The sequence below is a fragment of the Roseivirga ehrenbergii genome, assembly GCF_001593005.1.
Classification (GTDB): Bacteria; Bacteroidota; Bacteroidia; order Cytophagales; family Cyclobacteriaceae; genus Roseivirga; species Roseivirga ehrenbergii.
The window spans coordinates 263,669-281,712 of record NZ_LQZQ01000002.1 but is presented as its reverse complement, the minus strand read 5'-3'; the positions used below and the strand labels follow the sequence as shown (position 1 = coordinate 281,712).

The 18,044-nt window shown below is 43.2% G+C and carries 12 protein-coding genes; 3 read left to right on the top strand and 9 right to left on the bottom strand.

The window, feature by feature from the left end; translation table 11 throughout:
- The first annotated feature begins 182 nt into the window (after positions 1–182).
- Positions 183–1,604 carry a DUF5723 family protein gene (locus MB14_RS03155; RefSeq protein ID WP_062588614.1) on the top strand — a complete coding sequence of 474 codons (1,422 nt, stop codon included), beginning with the start codon at positions 183–185 and terminating at the stop codon, positions 1,602–1,604.
- On the opposite strand, the gene MB14_RS03150 is transcribed toward MB14_RS03155, so the two are convergent.
- On the bottom strand, positions 1,601–2,050 hold the full coding sequence (locus tag MB14_RS03150) for a DinB family protein (RefSeq protein ID WP_062588612.1): 450 nt from the start codon (positions 2,048–2,050) through the stop codon (positions 1,601–1,603). The genes MB14_RS03155 and MB14_RS03150 overlap by 4 nt on opposite strands.
- A gap of 44 nt (positions 2,051–2,094) precedes the next feature.
- Positions 2,095–2,514, bottom strand: coding sequence for a hypothetical protein (locus MB14_RS03145; protein WP_132644053.1), 420 nt, complete (start codon positions 2,512–2,514; stop codon positions 2,095–2,097).
- Positions 2,515–2,587: 73 nt separating this feature from the next.
- Here MB14_RS03145 and MB14_RS03140 point away from each other — a divergent pair, with 73 nt between their 5' ends.
- Positions 2,588–4,288, top strand: a complete 1,701-nt coding sequence (locus MB14_RS03140) for an amidase (RefSeq protein ID WP_062588608.1) — start codon at positions 2,588–2,590, stop codon at positions 4,286–4,288.
- Positions 4,289–4,330: 42 nt separating this feature from the next.
- On the top strand, positions 4,331–5,095 hold the full coding sequence (locus tag MB14_RS03135) for a type III pantothenate kinase (RefSeq protein ID WP_062588606.1): 765 nt from the start codon (positions 4,331–4,333) through the stop codon (positions 5,093–5,095).
- 94 nt (positions 5,096–5,189) lie between these two features.
- Here MB14_RS03135 and MB14_RS03130 read toward each other — a convergent pair whose 3' ends face one another.
- The 7 genes from MB14_RS03130 to MB14_RS18875 form a co-directional block, all read right to left on the bottom strand.
- Positions 5,190–5,597: a hypothetical protein gene (locus MB14_RS03130; RefSeq protein WP_132644052.1), complete on the bottom strand. Its 408-nt coding sequence runs from the start codon at positions 5,595–5,597 to the stop codon at positions 5,190–5,192.
- A 230-nt stretch (positions 5,598–5,827) separates the two neighbouring features.
- Complete coding sequence (locus MB14_RS03125; protein ID WP_062588604.1) at positions 5,828–6,103, bottom strand: hypothetical protein; 276 nt, start codon at positions 6,101–6,103, stop codon at positions 5,828–5,830.
- A 35-nt stretch (positions 6,104–6,138) separates the two neighbouring features.
- Positions 6,139–6,681 carry a hypothetical protein gene (locus MB14_RS03120; RefSeq protein ID WP_062588603.1) on the bottom strand — a complete coding sequence of 181 codons (543 nt, stop codon included), beginning with the start codon at positions 6,679–6,681 and terminating at the stop codon, positions 6,139–6,141.
- 101 nt (positions 6,682–6,782) lie between these two features.
- The gene (locus tag MB14_RS03115; RefSeq protein ID WP_132644051.1) at positions 6,783–7,145 is read right to left on the bottom strand and encodes a hypothetical protein; all 363 of its coding nucleotides are present in this window, start codon (positions 7,143–7,145) and stop codon (positions 6,783–6,785) included.
- A gap of 5 nt (positions 7,146–7,150) precedes the next feature.
- Positions 7,151–7,372 (bottom strand): hypothetical protein, encoded by a 222-nt coding sequence (locus tag MB14_RS03110; protein ID WP_062588600.1) that lies wholly within the window; start codon positions 7,370–7,372, stop codon positions 7,151–7,153.
- A gap of 120 nt (positions 7,373–7,492) precedes the next feature.
- On the bottom strand, positions 7,493–8,521 hold the full coding sequence (locus tag MB14_RS03105; RefSeq protein ID WP_062588597.1) for a PorP/SprF family type IX secretion system membrane protein: 1,029 nt from the start codon (positions 8,519–8,521) through the stop codon (positions 7,493–7,495).
- A gap of 20 nt (positions 8,522–8,541) precedes the next feature.
- Positions 8,542–18,009, bottom strand: coding sequence for a PKD domain-containing protein (locus tag MB14_RS18875; RefSeq protein WP_062588595.1), 9,468 nt, complete (start codon positions 18,007–18,009; stop codon positions 8,542–8,544).
- Positions 18,010–18,044 lie beyond the last annotated feature (35 nt).

The following is an 18,044-nucleotide window of genomic DNA, read 5'->3' as shown; positions in this document are numbered from 1 at the left end:
GATTATTTGGCAAATACCTCAATAAATGCTTGTATGTTACTGATTCTGTGCTTTTTACGAAAAGCACAGAATGGTTAAAATAATTCTTAGAAATTAGCGTAGTTTCAGTGTTTCAAAGATATTTCGGCTCCATTTTGCGATTTGTACTTTCTTTTCTGACGCTTTTATTGCCCCAACTTATTATGGGTCAAAGTTTTAATGGATACATACATTCCGATTTTTCTGGGATCATTGGAGCACAATTTCAGCCAGCAAACTTGGCGGGTTCTCCATACAAGTATGACATCAGTTTGGTGAATGCGAATTACTTCCTCACCAATAATATCACCTACATAAAAAGTACAGAAACCAGTCGGGGGTTTGTTAGGTATTTGAATGACGGACAAAGGTTTTTGCACTCGAATATTGCTTTAGGGGGAATCTCAGGGATGGCCACTTTGCGAGGTGACGAGTCGATAGGTTTTACCTATCGGATGCGCGCACACGGAAGTGCCATTGATTTCAGTCCGGAGTTTATCACCCAAATGGGAAGGTTCACACAGTCTCAGTTTTTCAATACTCGAGCGACTGATCAATCAGGCAAATTTGCGACTGCGCTTTGGAGAGAATATGGTCTTACCTATGCTAAAATTTTAAAGGATGATGATTTTCATCGTTGGAAAGCTGGAGCCACTTTTAAGCTAATCAACCCCAGAGGAAGTGCTTTTCTGGATATTAAAGACATTAGCTATTCAACCGATAACGCTGGAATTACTGATTTAACGAATGCCGAATTGGCCTTTGGTTATTCTGCTAATCTCAACAGCTTTGAGCAATTTGATGGCACCGAAAAACTGGATCGCTTGCCTGACTTAATTGGCAACCATTTTGGGTTTGATTTTGGGCTAGTTTACGAAAGAGTAACATTTTGGGAAGCGTCAAAAGATGAGAATGGTACGAACCGAAACAGGGATATTGATTATGAGTTTAAACTCAGCGCAAGCATCACGGATGTTGGAATGATGAAGTTTCAATATGGAAGCGCTTCAACCCAAAGCCTAGGTTTGTTGGGCAATGTAAATGCAGAAAATTTAGACACGCTTTTTAGCGGAATCGCCAGTTTTAGAGGAGTTGCCGATAGCTTGGCAACTGTAGCCCAAACTTCTTCACTAAACGGAGAATACACCGTGAGTTTGCCTACCACACTCAATCTTGGTTATGACTACAATTTTGGAAACGATTATTATTTGGGCGCTTTTGCCAGAATTGACCTAACCAGCTTTTCTAAAGCAGATTACCGACTTAATTACCAACATAGCCTAACCATTTCCCCTCGTTGGGAAAAGGAAAAGAAAGCCATTTACGCACCATTATACATCAATCAACAAGGGGCATTTCATTTGGGCTTGGCGGCTCGTTATGGGGCTTTTACACTCGGTACTCAAAGTTTAGGGTCACTTTTGAGCAGTGAGCCTAATACAGGCAGTTTCTTCTTCAGCATCAATATCAGCCAGCTTAAAGCAAACGCCAAAAAACCTTATTGCTTTGGGCCATCTCGCGGAACTTCAATGACCAACACCAAGCGCACTCCGATCTACAAAAGGAAGAAGTGGATTTTCTTTTAAGCTCTTACGTAAAAAATAAAATCACTTACTGGCGGTGTAATATCTTCTTGACGAAGCAAAGTAGCCAACTGGCCTCTGTGGTGTGTTCCATGGTTTGCTACATGGGTCAGAATATCAGAAATTCGAGTTTCGTAAGTATCACCTTTTGAGTTTTTGTACTCAATTACATCTTCATATTCTTCTTGAGAATAGATGAAATCTAACCATCGTTGGCTGCTTTTTTTTACCAGTTCAATGGCCTCAATTGAGCTTCCTTCAGCCCAAACTTCTGGAACGTTTTCTTCAGTGTGCGTAATTCTGTCAAGCCAAATCAGCTGGGCGTTTCCAATGTGATGGAAAAGCTTCGTGATTTTATCGTTTTTATAGGTGTTTGATTTGATCACATCGGCAAATAGGTTATTCGCCCAAATATTGTATTCGAAAAGTCTGGTAAAACGTTCTTTCATGTTTTTTAAATTTAAAACTCACAACAGAAACAATTAAAATTCAGCTATTTACTGGCCTTGTAGGCCTTACCTTTTAGAGCAATCGCGATGAGGAAAGGAATCCAAATTCCATCATTCATAATCAGGTGAAACAAGCCTTGGTCGCCAACTTTTCCTTCTAAAATCACCGTGTAAAACCAAATGGCACCCCCGATTTTAGTGAGCGCTCCAACAAGTGCTAAGTACCAAAGCCTTCCAGGGTGAAGTGCTGTTGCGAAATAAACGAAGCCCAAAATTAACACTGCTCTACCTTGCCAAATAAGAATTTCCGGAGTCGAATTTTGGCTTTCGGTTACCCAGTGGTAAAAGCTTTCGGGAAACCAGGCGATGAAAATGCCCCAAAACATATTATAAACGCAGGCGATCAGTAAGAATCCGCGCATCCAGTTAGGAAATAGCGTTTGTTGTGTTTTCATCGTTTTCATAACTTAAAACTTTAGCAGATTGTTAGCTTTGTTATTGTTCTGCAAAGGACGGCAAAACATTTAAATTAAACCTATGAAACAGCCAAATCCCCGTAAGTTCAGAATTCCGATTGCCGCTTTATTGGCGGTACTATTGGTTTCTTCTGGTTTTGTAATGGGCTACAAAGTAGCTCAAGAAATCAAAATCGAAAAGGCCGATGTGCAATCGGCTCAAAAAATAATTGACCTGCAACTGACTGATGCTGAAATTGAACAGCTACTTCCTAACCTGAACAGGGGTTTGGCAGATGTCCGCGAACTGCACGAATACCCATTAGATAATGCTACGCCACCAGCCGTTTTGTTCAACCCGAATATTGGGAAAACGAATTTTCCAGCTCAAAAGAAAATTGAATGGTTTTTGCCGAATGAGGTAGAAATGCCAAAGGATAAAAATGACTTGGCTTTTTATACCGTGGCGCAACTTTCTTCCCTTATTAAAAACAAGAAAATCAGCTCCGTTGAACTTACCCAATTCTTTCTCGATAGATTAGAAAAACATGGGGGAACGCTAGAGGCCGTTATTACCATTACCAAAGACCGCGCTTTAGCGCAGGCCAAAAAGGCGGATGATTTATTGGCGAAAGGCACTTATTTGGGGCCGCTGCATGGAATTCCTTATGGAGCTAAAGATTTGCTTGCCGTTCCAGGTTATAAAACTACTTGGGGAGCTGGACCTTATAAAGACCAAGACCGTGGTGATGAATTGGCCACCGTAATCAAAAAATTGGACGATGCTGGAGCAGTTTTAGTGGCTAAACTTACCTTGGGCGCTTTGGCCATGGGCGATGTTTGGTATGGCGGAACTACCAAAAACCCATGGAATTTAGAGCAAGGCGCGAGCGGATCTTCAGCCGGTTCGGCTTCTGCAACTTCGGCAGGTTTGGTGCCTTTTGCTTTGGGCACAGAAACCTTGGGCTCTATTGTTTCGCCTTCTACACGAAACGGGGTGACTGGCCTTCGACCTACTTTTGGTCGAGTGAGCAAAGCCGGTGCGATGGCGCTCAGCTGGAGCATGGACAAGATTGGTCCGATTGCTCGAAATGCCTTCGATTGTGCTTTGGTTTTTGAAGTCATTCGCGGTTCTGATGGGATCGACCTTTCGGTACAAGACGCCCCTTTCAACTATAATGGAAAAGTAGATTTATCGAAATTAAGAGTGGGCTACCTCAAGTCTTATTTCGATAATACCCGAAACGAAACCCAGAAGAAAAACGATCAGCAGGTGTTGGACGAGTTGACAAAGTTGGGCGCAGATTTGAAACCCGTAGAATGGGTTTCTGACCTTCCTTTTGGAGGAATGTTGAACATTCTATCGGCCGAGGCTGCTGCCGCTTTTGATGAACTGACGCGCTCTAACCGAGACAGTCTTTTGGTCCGACAGAACTCAGGCGCTTGGCCCAACTCCTTCCGCGAAGCGCGTTTTATTACCGCGGTAGATTACATCAACGCCAATCGCGTGCGCTATGAAGTGATGCAGAAGGTGAATGAACTGATGAAAGATTACGATGTAATCATTAGCCCGAGTTCAGGGAATAATCAGCTTTCGACAACCAACCTCACGGGGCATCCAGCTGTGGTCATGAAAAATGGCTATAACCAAAATGGTAGTCCAACGAGTATTTCGTTTATTGGGAACTTGTATGATGAAGCCACGATTTTAGCGGTGGCCAGGGCTTATCAAGAAGCCACGGGTTTTGATGAAGAGAACCCGCCTCTGTTTGTGAAAAAATAGACGTCTTTTGGGTTTATAATTTGATGCTTAAAAATTGAGAAAATGCTCTTAGCCATTGATGCAGGGAATACCAATATTGTTTTCGGAGTTCATGATGGAAATGCGTGGATTCACGAGTGGCGATTTAATACGCTCCCGATAAAAAATCAGATCGAATATGAGGTGTTTTTGCGTCTCAATTTTATGGAAAACGATCTCAAATTGAGCGATGTTGACGGCATCATTATTTCATCCGTAGTGCCACAAATGAATGGCATTTTGGCTGAGTTTTGGTCGAATTTAATTGAATGCGAACATGTGTTTATTGGGCCGAAATATTACGATCAATTACCGATTATCACCAGCAACCCCCACAGCATTGGCACGGACTTAATGGCCAATGCTATGGCGGCCCATTGCCTTTATAAAACCGATTGTATTGTGGTGGATTTTGGCACTGCTCTCACCTTTACAGTGGTGGAGGCTTCGGGTAATATTCACGGGGTAAATATTGCTCCAGGCTTAAAAACAGCCATTAAAGCTTTGGTGGGAAATACGGCACAGCTGCCAGACGTACCTTTGGAATTACCCACTTCGGTGATTGGAAAAAATACGGTGCATGCCATACAAGCAGGCGTGCTTTGGGGTTATGTAAGTATGGTGGAGGGAATGCTTGATCGAATTCAAAAAGAGATGGGTAGAAACTTCAAAGTAGTCGCTACGGGAGGTCTTTCTTCAGTGCTTACCCCGCTCCACGAACGCTTTGACGAAGTAAACCGCCACCTTACGCTTGAGGGTTTAAGGCTGATTCATGAGCGGTTGAAGTGAGATTAATGTTGTAGACTTTTTCATCCTCAACGCTTCACTCATCTTCGTTTATAACGAGGAGGAGAAAGTTTGCAATGATAAGTACTGAAGACTATTAGTAAGCTTTTAAGGTAGCACGAGTTGTCATTACTTCTAAATTATAAACTTCCGAAATAAGTTGGTTTATAGTGCTTTGAATTATTTCCAATCCAATGGTATATGGAAAGGTTGCAAAGTATGTTTCTTGCTTATAAAACTCGACTCTTTGAAAATTTTTAGAGAGGCTTGAATTTAAGAATCTACTTAAATTAGCGCTGTTTTCAGTTTTGTTCTTGTTGAAAAGAAGTTGAAATATGAGCGCCTCTTTTGTTACATCAAACTCGATGTTCCAGTTTTTAACATCCTCTGATTTAAAAATCTGCAAGAGAACTTCACCATTGTCTCGAAAGATATCGAGCTGCATATTTTTTTCGTTACTGGCTGATATTTCGGTTAAGAAATGCATTAGGGATAACTCAATCATGATAATCTAATTTAAAGTCTTTTCAGCACTATAGAGTTAGCTTGACTCTGAACGGTATAATAATTAGCAATGCACTTTGGGCTAATTTTTCCTTACTAAAGCTACATTAAAAGTACATAACAAAATGGCACTCAGCAATGGGGTGCTACAAAGTGTAAACCGCATTAAAAATGCTTTCGTGGTTCCTCCTCGTTGTAAATGAGAAGGATTGAGTCTAACTCTACATATAATCACTTCCGCGTTTTCGTTAATAAATATCTATAACCAAAAAACTGAAGGGTTGAATTGACAGGTATTAACAACAGTAATATCATATCGAAATCACCTTTAAAGAAGAAACCAGTAGGTGCGCCAAGAACATATTTTAGAATAAAAATCATTCCATTATTAACAGGATTTACCCCTTCTGGATTTCCATCGTCCCATGCGGTAAAAAGAAGGACTGTAAATGCGACTCCATTCAGTAGAACGATTAGTAGTAAGTACTTTATAAAGGCCTTTTTCATACGTCAATTTTCAGGCTTCAGTGCCTAATCTATTGTTATTGTTTAACAAAGACCCTCTCATAACTCAAGTATATGTCGAACTCTATACCCTTCTTACCTAGAATACCAACATACTCTCTTTCGCTATAAGGGACACCGTATTCCCACTTGGGAAGGTTAATCTCATCCTCAGGTCTCTTGTTTAATGGAATTGGTTTTTCGTATAACTGATCTTCCTGAACTTTAAGGCTAAATTTTATTGTATCACCAGCAAAGGATAGGTTCTCCATTTTTGCCACAAAAAAACCAGGAAAATACCCTTCTCTAGCCTGATCAAAGTCATCTGTAGTACCAAAATACCACCCAACAAGGTCGATGTTAGTTTTCTCAATAATCATATAATGATGCTCCTTGAGTTCCTCGCTAGGGTGGGGATCACTAAATTTCCATTCCCCTAGAAAGTCGTCTGGACTATTGACTTTTGGCTCTGGCGCTAATGGCTTTTCTTCTACAATAGAAGTATTGGTTTTTGCTCTTTCCTGTTGACATGAAGGAAATAGAATGACGATTAAAAAAAGGAAAGTGCTAAAACTCTTCATTGCTTACTAATCCATTAAGTAAATGTTCATTTCAATATATGATTTCTTTCCCAACTGGCGCTCCATTAACCCTGGTTTGTAACGAAGATGATGAGTGTTTTTTACTGCGCATTATTGGGTGTATTGAGTAGCACTTGATAAAGAAGCCCACCTAAGCCATAGGCAAAAAAGTCGTAAGGATCGAAATGGAACTTGGCAGAAAGTAGAGGGAAAAGAAACTCACCTACGGAGGCTACATATATGGTCATGGCAATTATTTCTGCTGGGTGAAGCAGCAAAGCGATTTTTTTACCAAACAGCCATTTACGCTCAAACTGCCATGCCCCAAGTAATACAATTGGGGCTAAAAGAGGGTCTAAATAACTATCAACTATTGGAACACTTAATTTGAACCCGTATTGTAAAATTTGATGAAGGATGAACAAGCCCACAAATAGCCAATAACGCTTTGAGTATACCGCCAAACGTTTCATCCTGCCGCTACGAAAGAGATCAATAGAAGAATAAAAACAATAGGCGAAAGGGTAATTACCAATATGCTTACAATAACGCGAGTTAAAATGTGGAGTAATTTCTGAGATAAGTTTTGATTAGGACGTATTTTCAGCCATTTAGAATATTGATTCATCCACTCCCGAATTTTTTCCCTTATCAAATCCGAAAACGCTTTCTCTTCTTCTGGTTCGCTCATATTCTAATAATTCGTCAAGCCAAATATTGTTTCAATTCTTTGTAACGAAGATACTGCAAAATATTAAGCGCATTAAAATGCTTTAGCATTTCCCACTCATTGCAAACGAGCAGGAGGATATCAATACTTAAAACAAGGCAGTATCGTATCTCTACGGGTGCGTTTTACGATTTGACCAAAGTTGAGGGTCAATGAAAATTCATGAGCACCACCTGTGGAGCCCGCCAGACTAGAAACGGTAAAATCATAGCTATACCCGATAGACATGTCTGGGGTGATTTCTAAACCTAAAAGGGCAATGATGGATTCGTTTTTAACCACTTTGTCTACCGTTTGCACAGGGATTCCTCTGTACCAACCGCCAATTACCAAAGGCTGAAAATAGAATTGCATGCCGGCATCTAATTGGTTAAAGCCCGCCTGTTTTTTATAGTTTACTGCAAAAGTGACTGACCTTTCTTGAAACTGATAAGACACGGTGCGGAGTCTTCTTCCATCTCCTAAATTGAGCTTATACCCTGCATGTAACGAGAATTTTCTAGCCAACCTGCTTTCTTCTCCTAAGAACGATTGATTAGGTTCGTTGATGTGATGGACTGCCGCGCCAATCCATAATGCGTTGGTATAAAACAAACCGCCAGCAGAGGCGCTGATAAAATCTACTTTTTCGCCACGATCAAAAGTTTCGCCCGAAGGTCCAATCACCTGACCATTGTCAATATCGATTTGATTGCCGAAAACCAGTTTTTCAAAGTTGAGGTCTTTACTAAAGTAGGAAAGTTGAATGCCTGAACGCATGACCAGCCCATCTGAAATTCGCATTTTGTAGGAATAGGCCATTCCAATTTCGTTGGACTGATAATCTAAAAAACTCTCCTTGTGCTGGTTTACAATAATGCCTACCCCGCTTTCCATGGCTTTTGAAAAGAAATCGGCATAAGCCGAAATGGTGGTGAAAGAATGGGCAAGCGAAGGCCATTGATTACGGTAATTCACACCTACCCTGCCACGGTCTGCGGAACCCACCAACGCAGGGTTGAGGTACATGGGCGAGGCATAAAACTGCGAAAACTGTGGGTCTTGCGCCTGCACTTTTTCTGTCGATAAGAAGCCAATTAAACACAAAACGAGGGGTAGAAGTCTTTTCATAAGGTTGGTGTTTAAAGTGTTTATTTAATCAGCGCGAAAACTCCGTTTCGCTCTACTTTCAATCCGTTTTGGGTAAAGCCAGAAATCTTATATACATAGTTTCCATTTTCGGCCGGTAGCCCTTTCACTACTCCATCCCAACCTTTGGTTTCTAAATCGCTGGTACTGAAAACCAATTCGCCCCAAGTATTGAAAACCGAAAACTGTATGGTGGTCAAGCCTAAGAATTGCGGACGGAAGAAATCATTATTACCGTCTCCGTTAGGGCTAAATGCAGTTGGTGCCATAATTCGGTAGCCCTCTGTTATTTCCAAAACAGTGGTTTTAAAAGAAGTACAACCAATATCGTCTGTAGTAATTAGCGTAACCGTGTAGGTACCTGGGGCGTCATAAGTATGAATTGGGTCAATTTCATCTGAGTCGAAACCATCGCCAAAATCCCAGTCCCAGTCAATAATATTTCCTACAGATTCATCATAGAAATTCACAGGGTCGTTGGCGGCTAAATCACCCATTTCACGCAACGATTCTGCGTTGTAAGAGAATTCAGCCTCGCCAAATTCAGGAATGGAAATATCTATGGCTTTGGACTGAATACAACCGCGGTCGTCTAAGATTTCTAGGTTCAGTCTTCCTGGTTGGGTAAGGAAAATTTCATTATTGCTGCTGCTGCCTAAACTCCAGTTGTAGGTGTAATTGCCAAAACCACCTGTTACATTGGCTTTAACCCTTACGCCTGCCACTCGGTTTTCGCAGTCCACTTCGCGCACAGAGGTAAGCCCAATACGCAAAGGTTCGGGCTGCTGTACAATATAAGTGCCCTGCACTTCGCAACCGTATCGATCTGATACGGTTACCACGTAAGTTCCTGGCAAAACATCTACCAATTCAGAACCCATTTCGCCATTGTTCCAACGGTAGGTGTACGGTTCTCTTCCTCCCGAAACAATCACATTTATCCTTCCGCTTTTCGGGTCGTTACAGCGGGTGGCATCTTCAATATAGGCATCTAAAGTAAGTGGCAATGGTTCAATAATGTTGAACAGCTTTTGGATGGTGCAGCCTTTCTTATCGGTGATGAGCACATTGTATTGACCAGGTGCCAAATCGGTAATCACTTCTGAATTTGCTCCTGTGTTCCATTGGATGGAAACTGGATCAATGCCGCCTTCAATATTGAGCGAAATGGAAGCGTCATTCGCTCCCACACAGCTTATTTCTGAAATAGAAGGTGCAGCAATAAAACGCTCAGGGGTACTGAGGGTGTAGACACCTTGTACAGAGCAGCCATTGGCATCGGTGATTTCAACCGTGAAAGTTCCGGCCGTAATACCTACTAGGTTTTTGGTGGTAGCTCCATTGCTCCATTGATAGGTATAAGGGAAAGCACCACCGCTAACATCTAGACTGATAGACCCATTTCTATCGTCAAAGCACTGACTTTCGTTTACCCTAGCATCGGCAATTACTAAGGGACTTGGTTCTTCTACTGAGAATACTTTTTCAGTAATACAGCCCTTGGCATCTGAAACTCGAACGGTGTAATCTCCGGCAGTTAAATTTTCAATTTTAGAAGCTGTACTTCCTGTGCTCCAGAGGTAAGTATAAGGTGCTGTGCCTCCTTCTACATTCAGTTCAATGGCACCGTTTCCATCGCCAGCACATGATAATTGAAGGCCGCCAGTAACGCTGATATTGATAGGTTTTGCTGGTTGCTGAATGCTGAAGCTTTGTTGAACCAAACAGCCATTGGCATCGGTAACGCTTACGGTATAATTGCCTGCGCTTAAGTTGTTGATTTGTTGAGTACGAGCGCCATTGCTCCATAAATAAGTGTATGGTGCAACTCCGCCAGAAGGAATGGCTTTGGCAAAACCTGAATTTTCACCAAAACAAGCAAACTCAGTGGTTCGGTCTACAGTAAGCCCAAGAGCAAGTGCTGGTTCAGAAATAACAACAGAAGCAGTGGTGGCACAACCTGCGGCATCGGATATTAACACACGATATACACCAGCGGAAAGGTTGGTGAGTACCTTTCCTTCCGAGCCGTTGTCCCACACATAGGTGTACGCACCACTACCTCCAGTAACATTGAGCACAATGGCTCCAGTAGACTCTCCTTTACACAACACGTCTGTTTTTTGAATGCTTACATTCAAGTTTCTGGAATCACCAATTTCTACTGAAGAAGTGCTTGAGCAGTTATTGGCATCGGTAATGGTGAGGTTATAGGTTCCCCCAGGAACATTGATTAGGTCTTTGCTTGTTGCCCCGTTGCTCCATATATATGTATAAGGAGCTGTTCCGCCATTTGGGCTTACAATGATGCTTCCATCGGTGTCTCCAAAACAGGTAGTATTGGTGACTGCAAAGTCAGCCGTGATGGCGTTGGGTTGGTCAATAGCATATGAAGCGGAGAAAGTACATCCATTATGGTCTGTAATTGTTACTTGATAATCTCCGGCAAAAACATTCACTAAATCTCTTTGTACCGAACCATTGCTCCATAGGTAATTATAGGGCGCTGTGCCTCCCGTGACGGTTAAGTCAATTCGTGCATTTGGTAGGCCATTACAGGCAGCATCGATAATGGTAGCCGCGGCATTAAGTGCCGAAGATGGTTCGGTTATGGTGATGGTTTGGGTGGTTTGGCAACCATTGGCATCGGTGACGGTTAACTCATAATTTCCTCCGGTTAAGGCTGAAATGTCTTTGGTAGTGGCTCCGTTGCTCCAAGCATAAGTGTAGGGTGCTGTTCCGCCCGATACTTGGGTGGTAATATTACCATCGCCAGCTTGAAAACAGGACACGTTATTAGAAACATAATTCAGTGTCAGAGGCAAAGGCTGGGTAATGTTAAAGCTTCGCGAAATGCTACATCCTTGTGCATCGGTTACCTGCACTTGATAGCTTCCGACTGCCAAATTGGAAAGGTCTTCGGTGGTCTGTCCGTTGCTCCACGAATAAACATAAGGCGCAGTTCCACCTGTGACGGTTAAATCGATGAAACCATCAGTAAGACCATAGCAACTGATGTTTTGTGAAGTGCCGATTGAGGTTAGAGGATCCGGTGTGGTGATATTATAATTGCCTTGAATTGAGCAGCCGTTGGCATCGGTAATAGTAACTTGATAGGCACCTGCCGCCAGTGCGTAAATATCTTCGGTGTTTAAACCGTTATTCCAATTGTAGGTGTAAGGCGCAGTTCCGCCCGTTACTAAAAGCTCTATTGAGCCATCATTTGCACCAAAGCAAGTAAGGTTGGTGATTGATTCTACTACGGTTAAGGCTGCTACTGGCTCTACAACATTAATGGTCTGAGAAATTTGACAACCGTTAACATCTGTAACCACTACCGTATAATCTCCGGCACTCAATCCCGAAATATCTTCCGAAGTAGCTCCATTTGACCAAGCGTAAGTGTAAGGTGCAGTACCCCCCACAATGCTGATGTTGATAGAAGCATCACTACCTCCAAAACAAGAAACATTAACTTTACTGTGAGAAAAAGCAAGAACTGTTGGCTCCGTAATCGTAAAGCTTTCAGTTTTAGCGCAGCCATTAGCATCGGTAATTTGTACTGAATAATTGCCTGCTGCTAATCCAGAAATATCTTCAGTTCCAGCCCCATTTGACCACACGAAAGTATAAGGTGCGGTTCCACCCGTAGCAGTAATATTGATAGTGCCATCTGCAGCACCAAAGCAACTTATATTGGTTGTCGTTCCACTTAACGTGAGTTCATCTGGACTTGTAATGGTATAGCTTTTTTGAATAGAACAACCGTTGGCATCGGTGATGGTGACATCATAAACTCCTGCCGCCACATTGAAATTATCTTCTGTGGTTTTACCATTACTCCAACTGTAGTTGTATGGCGCTGTTCCCCCCGTTACGGTTAAGTCGATGGCTCCATCATTTGCTCCAAAGCAGGTTAAATTGGTTGTGGTTTCTGTAGCAGAAAGCGCAGCAAGCGGTTGAGTGATTTGAATGCTTTCTGAAACTGAACAACCATTAACGTCCGTTACCACCACAGAATAATTTCCAACGGCTAGGCTCGAAAGGTCTTCCGAAGTAGCACCATTCGACCATGCATAAGTGTATGCGCCAGTTCCCCCAGTGACAGTGATGTCGATTGCACCAGTAGAATTACCAAAGCAAAGCACATCGGTTTGGATGTAAGTGAGTTGTAATAGAGCTGGCTGAGTAATGGTAAAGCTTTCAGTTTTAGCGCAGCCATTGGCATCGGTAATTTGTACCGAATAATTGCCTGGTACTAAGTCAGAAACATCTTCCGTTCCAGCGCCATTGGACCACACAAAAGTATAAGGAGCGGTTCCGCCCGTAGCAGTAATATTTATGGCACCATCGTCAGCACCGAAGCAACTAATGTTGGTTGTGGTTCCGCTTAAAGTCAGTTCATCTGGACTTGTAATGGTATAGCTTTTTTGGATTGAACAACCGTTGGCATCGGTAATGGTGACATCATAAACTCCTGCCGCTGCATTGAAATTATCTTCTGTGGTTTTTCCATTGCTCCAAGCATAGGTGTAAGGTGCTGTTCCCCCCGTTACGGTTAAGTCCATGGCTCCATCATTTGCTCCAAAGCAAGTGAGATTAGTTTTAGTTTCTGAAACCGCAAGCGCAGCAAGCGGCTGTGTGATTTGAATGTTCTGTGAAACAGAGCAACCATTGACATCTGTTACGGTAACGGAATAATTTCCTGCTGCTAGGTTCGAAAGATCTTCTGAAGTAGCACCATTGCTCCAAGTATAAGTATAACCGCCAACGCCACCTGTGACTGTAATGTCAATTGCACCCGTAGAATTTCCAAAGCAGAGCACATTGGTTTGAGTATAGGTCAACTGCATGGCAGCAGGCTCCGTAATTTGGAAACTTCTAGAAATCACGCATCCGTTAGCATCGGTGATTTGTACCGAATAATTGCCAGGTGTTTGTGCTGAAAGGTCTTCTGAAGTAGCCCCATTCGACCATAGGAAAGTATAAGGTGCTGTACCGCCCGAAACGGTCAAATCTATGACTCCATCGTCAGCACCGTTACAGGTAATGTTAGAAATGGAAGCATTGGCTTGTAACAAAGTTGGAGAGCCAATAGTAAATGGAACAGCTACGGTACATCCCCTGGCATCGGTAACGACTACTTGGTAATTTCCAGCAGTAAGACCCGCCACATCTTCGGTGGTTCGGCCATTGTTCCAAGCGTAAGTATAGGGCGCTGTTCCTCCCGAAACGGTTAAATCTACCGTTCCATCATTTCCCCCAAAACAAGAAACATCTGTAGAGGTTCCGCTGGCCGCTAAAGCAGAAAGCGGCTCATCAATTACAACAGTTTCTACTGTTTGGCATCCATTATTATCGGTAACAGTTAGGGTGTAAGTTCCACCAGAAATATTAGCCAAATCTTTTGTAATGGCGCCATTGCTCCATGAGTAAGTGTATGGGGCAATTCCCCCAGAAATTGTTACATCAATATCTCCATCGCCTTGCCCAAAACAGGTCACATCTTGTTTTGTAATGCTGGCCACTAAAACGAGCGGTTCGGTGATGGTGTAAGTTCGGGTAAGCGAACAGCCATTGGCATCGGTAATAAAGACTTGGTAAGTTCCTCCAGAAATATTGGTCAGGTCTTCCGTGGTTTCTCCGTTGTTCCAGCCGTAGGTATAAGGTGCTGTTCCACCCGTTACGGTCAAGTCAATTGCTCCGTTCATCGTTCCGTTACAGCTTAGGTTTGAGGTGGAGGCCGTAACGTCAAGGGCTGTTGGCATAGTGATGTTGAAGGTTTCTTGAAGCGAGCAGCCATTGGCATCGGTTACTGTAACTTGATATGCTCCGGGGGTAAGTCCAAAAATATCGCGGGTGGTTTTACCATTGCTCCAAGCATAGGTGTATGGTGCTGTTCCGCCAGAAGTGACCAAGGCAATCGACCCATTATTCGACCCAAAACAACTTAGATCGGTAACTGTATTGGTGATGGCCAAAGCGGCTGCGGGTTCATCAATAACAATGCTTTCGATGGATTGACAGCCATTTCCATCGGTTACGGTTACGGTATAATTTCCCGCCACCAAATCAGTAATATCTGCCTGCGCCTGGCCGCTATCCCAATTATAGGAATAAGGAGCCGTTCCGCCTGTAACGGTCAGGTCGATGCTGCCGTCATTTCCCCCAAAACAGTTTACATCTGATTTGGTATAGGCAATATTAAGAGCAGTGGGCTGACTTAGGTTGAAGTTTTTAGAAATAGAACAACCACGATTATCTATTACTTGAACAGTGTAAGCTCCAGGAGCCAAACCTGAAACATCTTCCGTATTATCTCCATTCGACCAAACGAAAGTATAAGGTGCTTCGCCACCGCTTACAGTAATGTCGATCTCGCCATCATTTGCGCCAAAGCAAGTGACATCGGTTTCTGTACCAGAAAGATTAAGAATTGGCGGGTCGGTGATATCGTATGAGCCAGTTACTTGGCAGTTGTTAGCATCTCGGATAATGACGCTATAGGTTCCGGGCGAAAGACCGCTTAGGTTCTGGCTCGTAGCTCCGTTCGACCAGTAATAAGTATAAGGCGCTGTTCCGCCTGATACGTTTAGACTGATGGCACCATCCGCTGCACCATTGCAGGTAATTTGCCCTACTGTTGGGGTAAAGGAAAGGGCTGAAGCAGGTTGATTAATTTGAACAGTTTCTGTGGTAATACAGCCTTTTGCATCGGTAATAGTAACTGTGTAGTTACCGGCTACTACGCCATTCAAGTCTTCCGTAATATCACCATTTGACCAAGAATAAGAATAAGGTAACGTTCCGCCAGAAACGGTGATATTGGCTACTCCTGAAGCATCACCAAAGCATAAAACATCTTGCTTTACGTTGGTAACACTCAAAACAAGTGGTTCAGAAATAGTAATGTTTTGAATGTTGTGGCAGCCATTGGCATCGGTTACGGTTACTGTATAATTTGCGGCTGAAAGTCCTGTTCTGTTTTGACCAGTATCTCCATCATTCCATAAATAAGTGTAAGGAGCAGTTCCTCCGCTAACATTCAGATTGATAATTCCATCATTGGCGCCATTGCAAGTAATGTCGGTTTTTGATGGATTTACAGCCAAAGCGGCTGGTTGGGTGATGGTAAACGAATCGAATTTTATACAGCCATTGGCATCGGTTACTTGCACTGTATAAACTCCCGGAGAAAGATTACTTAAGTCTTGAGTAACGGCTCCAGTATTCCAAGAGTAAGAATATGGAGCAACCCCACCAGTTACCTCAAAATCAATGCTTCCATTAGCCGAGCCATTGCAGGTTACATTGGTGGCTGTTCCGCTTAAAACCAAAACTTCGGCTGGTTCAGCAATGGTAATGGCTTTAACAATTGAACAGCCTGAAGCATCGGTAATGGTGACAGAATAATTCCCTGCTGGCACATTTGTTAAGTCTTCAGAAGTAGCCCCATTCGACCAAAGGAAAGAGTAAGGTGCTGTTCCATCGGCAGGGCTAAGGTCAATTGACCCTGTAGATTGGCCTTTGCACAAAACATCTTGTTTTATCACGGTAGAGGTGAGCGGATCGGGTTCTACGATGGTGAAAGATTCGAAAACGGAACATAAGCTGGCATCGGTGATGGTTACCGAATAACTGCCAACCGTTAGTCCTGAAATATTGTCGGTTGTTGCCCCTGTGTTCCACAGGTAGGTATAAGCTCCTGTTCCGCCAGTTGGAGTCAAAGTTATGCTTCCATCTACTTGGCCATTACAGCTAATGTCTTCCACTATGGCATTCGCAACAATCAGGTCTGGTTCGCCTAGGGTTACATTTTGGGTTGTAGAACAGGTGGTGCCATTGTCTGTAACCGTTACAGTATATGTTCCAGCAGGTACATTACTTAATGTGGGCCCGGTATTTCCTCCGCCCCAATCGTAGGTATATGGGCCAGTTCCGTTGCTAGCGAGTACAGTGATGCTTCCGTTTGCGCCTCCATTACAAGTGGGTTCGGTGAGCACTGTAGGTGTAACCATAATTTGTGGTGGGTCAGTTACCGTGTAGCTGTTGGTGAATGTACAGCCATTATTATCTGTTACGGTTAACGTATAAGTTCCAGAAGTTAAGCCAGTCGGGTTGGCAGTGCTGGCTCCGTTGGACCAAGAGTAACTATACGGGGCAGTTCCGCCTTGCATTGCGATGTTTAAACTTCCGTCATTTTCTCCGAAGCATGAAGGAGAATTATTTGTAACAGACTGAACTGAAAGCGCAGCTGCTGGCTCATTGATGGTATAAGAGCCAGAAACAGTACAGCCGTTGGCATCGGTAACGGTTACCGTATAATTACCGGCAACCCTGTTATTTAGGTTTTTCCCTGTATTTCCTGTAGACCATAAGTATGTATAAGGAGCGGTTCCGCCTGAAGGGTTTGTTCGAATTCTACCTGAGTTATCGCCAAAGCATTTAACATCGGTAATGGTTGGGTTTATGGCCAAGACGATTGGTTCACCCACTGTAAAGGTTTCCGTATAATTACAGCCTAGATTATCGGTAATAGTGACGGTGTAATCACCTGCGGTTAAACCTGAAATGTCTTTTGAAGGGGCTCCATTGCTCCAGCTATAAGAATATCCTCCGTTTCCTCCAGTTACTGTAATGGCAATAGCGCCATCGTTTCCTGAATTACAAGAGGCATCAGTAATTGAAGGAGTAATGGCAATGGCATCTGGAGAACCAATGGTGTAGGTTCTGTTGACTACACATCCGTTGTCATCGGTAATGTAAACTCGGTAAGTTCCAGGAAGTAAACTGTTGATTGAGGCTCCGTTTCCTAGGAAAGCACCACCTGGTTCGGTATACCATTGGTAAGTGTAATTTCCCCAACCACCGGTTCCAACAACTTCAAGGCTTCCGTTGGCCAAATCGCTGCAAGTAGCATCGGTTTGAGAAACTAAATTAGCGCCTAAGAAATCAACTGGTTCTGTTACAGAAAAGTTGATAGCTCCCGCACAACCGTCTTCATCTGTCACTATCAGTTGGTAATTATCTACTCCCAGCCCACCAATGGTGATTATGGTTCCGCCTACATTTCCAGTGCCTACAATATTGCTTGCGCTGTTGGTGAGCACCCAAGCATAATCTGGGTTTCCGTTGGCCATAGTTACCACCACTTGGGCATCTGCACCACCCTTACAACTTACATCGTTGACTACTACTGAGCCAACCAAATCGGGCGGGTCTGTGACTGTATAAACTGCGGTGGTCATGTCACCATTCCCATCGGTAACCGTAACGCGGTAGTCGTCAGCACCTATACCGTTTAGCAAAAATGAGTTTCCACCTACGGGGTTTCCGCCTGAATCTTCCCAAGCGAAAGTGTAAGGCAAAACACCATTGGTAACGCTAATCCTAATTTCCCCTACACAGCTATTAATGGTAACGCTTGAGATAACTGGCCCCTGTGAAAAGACACTATTCGACAGCCCCATAAGGGATGTAAATAATATAATTATTCTAATGAACC

Excerpts from the sequence above, each read along its gene's own strand:
- MB14_RS03155 (WP_062588614.1), top strand. The coding sequence starts at position 183 with ATGGGTCAAAGTTTTAATGGATACATACATTCCGATTTTTCTGGGATC.
- MB14_RS03150 (WP_062588612.1), bottom strand. The coding sequence starts at position 2,050 with ATGAAAGAACGTTTTACCAGACTTTTCGAATACAATATTTGGGCGAAT.
- MB14_RS03145 (WP_132644053.1), bottom strand. The coding sequence starts at position 2,514 with ATGAAAACGATGAAAACACAACAAACGCTATTTCCTAACTGGATGCGC.
- MB14_RS03140 (WP_062588608.1), top strand. The coding sequence starts at position 2,588 with ATGAAACAGCCAAATCCCCGTAAGTTCAGAATTCCGATTGCCGCTTTA.
- MB14_RS03135 (WP_062588606.1), top strand. The coding sequence starts at position 4,331 with ATGCTCTTAGCCATTGATGCAGGGAATACCAATATTGTTTTCGGAGTT.
- MB14_RS03130 (WP_132644052.1), bottom strand. The coding sequence starts at position 5,597 with ATGATTGAGTTATCCCTAATGCATTTCTTAACCGAAATATCAGCCAGT.
- MB14_RS03125 (WP_062588604.1), bottom strand. The coding sequence starts at position 6,103 with ATGAAAAAGGCCTTTATAAAGTACTTACTACTAATCGTTCTACTGAAT.
- MB14_RS03120 (WP_062588603.1), bottom strand. The coding sequence starts at position 6,681 with ATGAAGAGTTTTAGCACTTTCCTTTTTTTAATCGTCATTCTATTTCCT.
- MB14_RS03110 (WP_062588600.1), bottom strand. The coding sequence starts at position 7,372 with ATGAGCGAACCAGAAGAAGAGAAAGCGTTTTCGGATTTGATAAGGGAA.
- MB14_RS03105 (WP_062588597.1), bottom strand. The coding sequence starts at position 8,521 with ATGAAAAGACTTCTACCCCTCGTTTTGTGTTTAATTGGCTTCTTATCG.
- MB14_RS18875 (WP_062588595.1), bottom strand. The coding sequence starts at position 18,009 with ATGGGGCTGTCGAATAGTGTCTTTTCACAGGGGCCAGTTATCTCAAGC.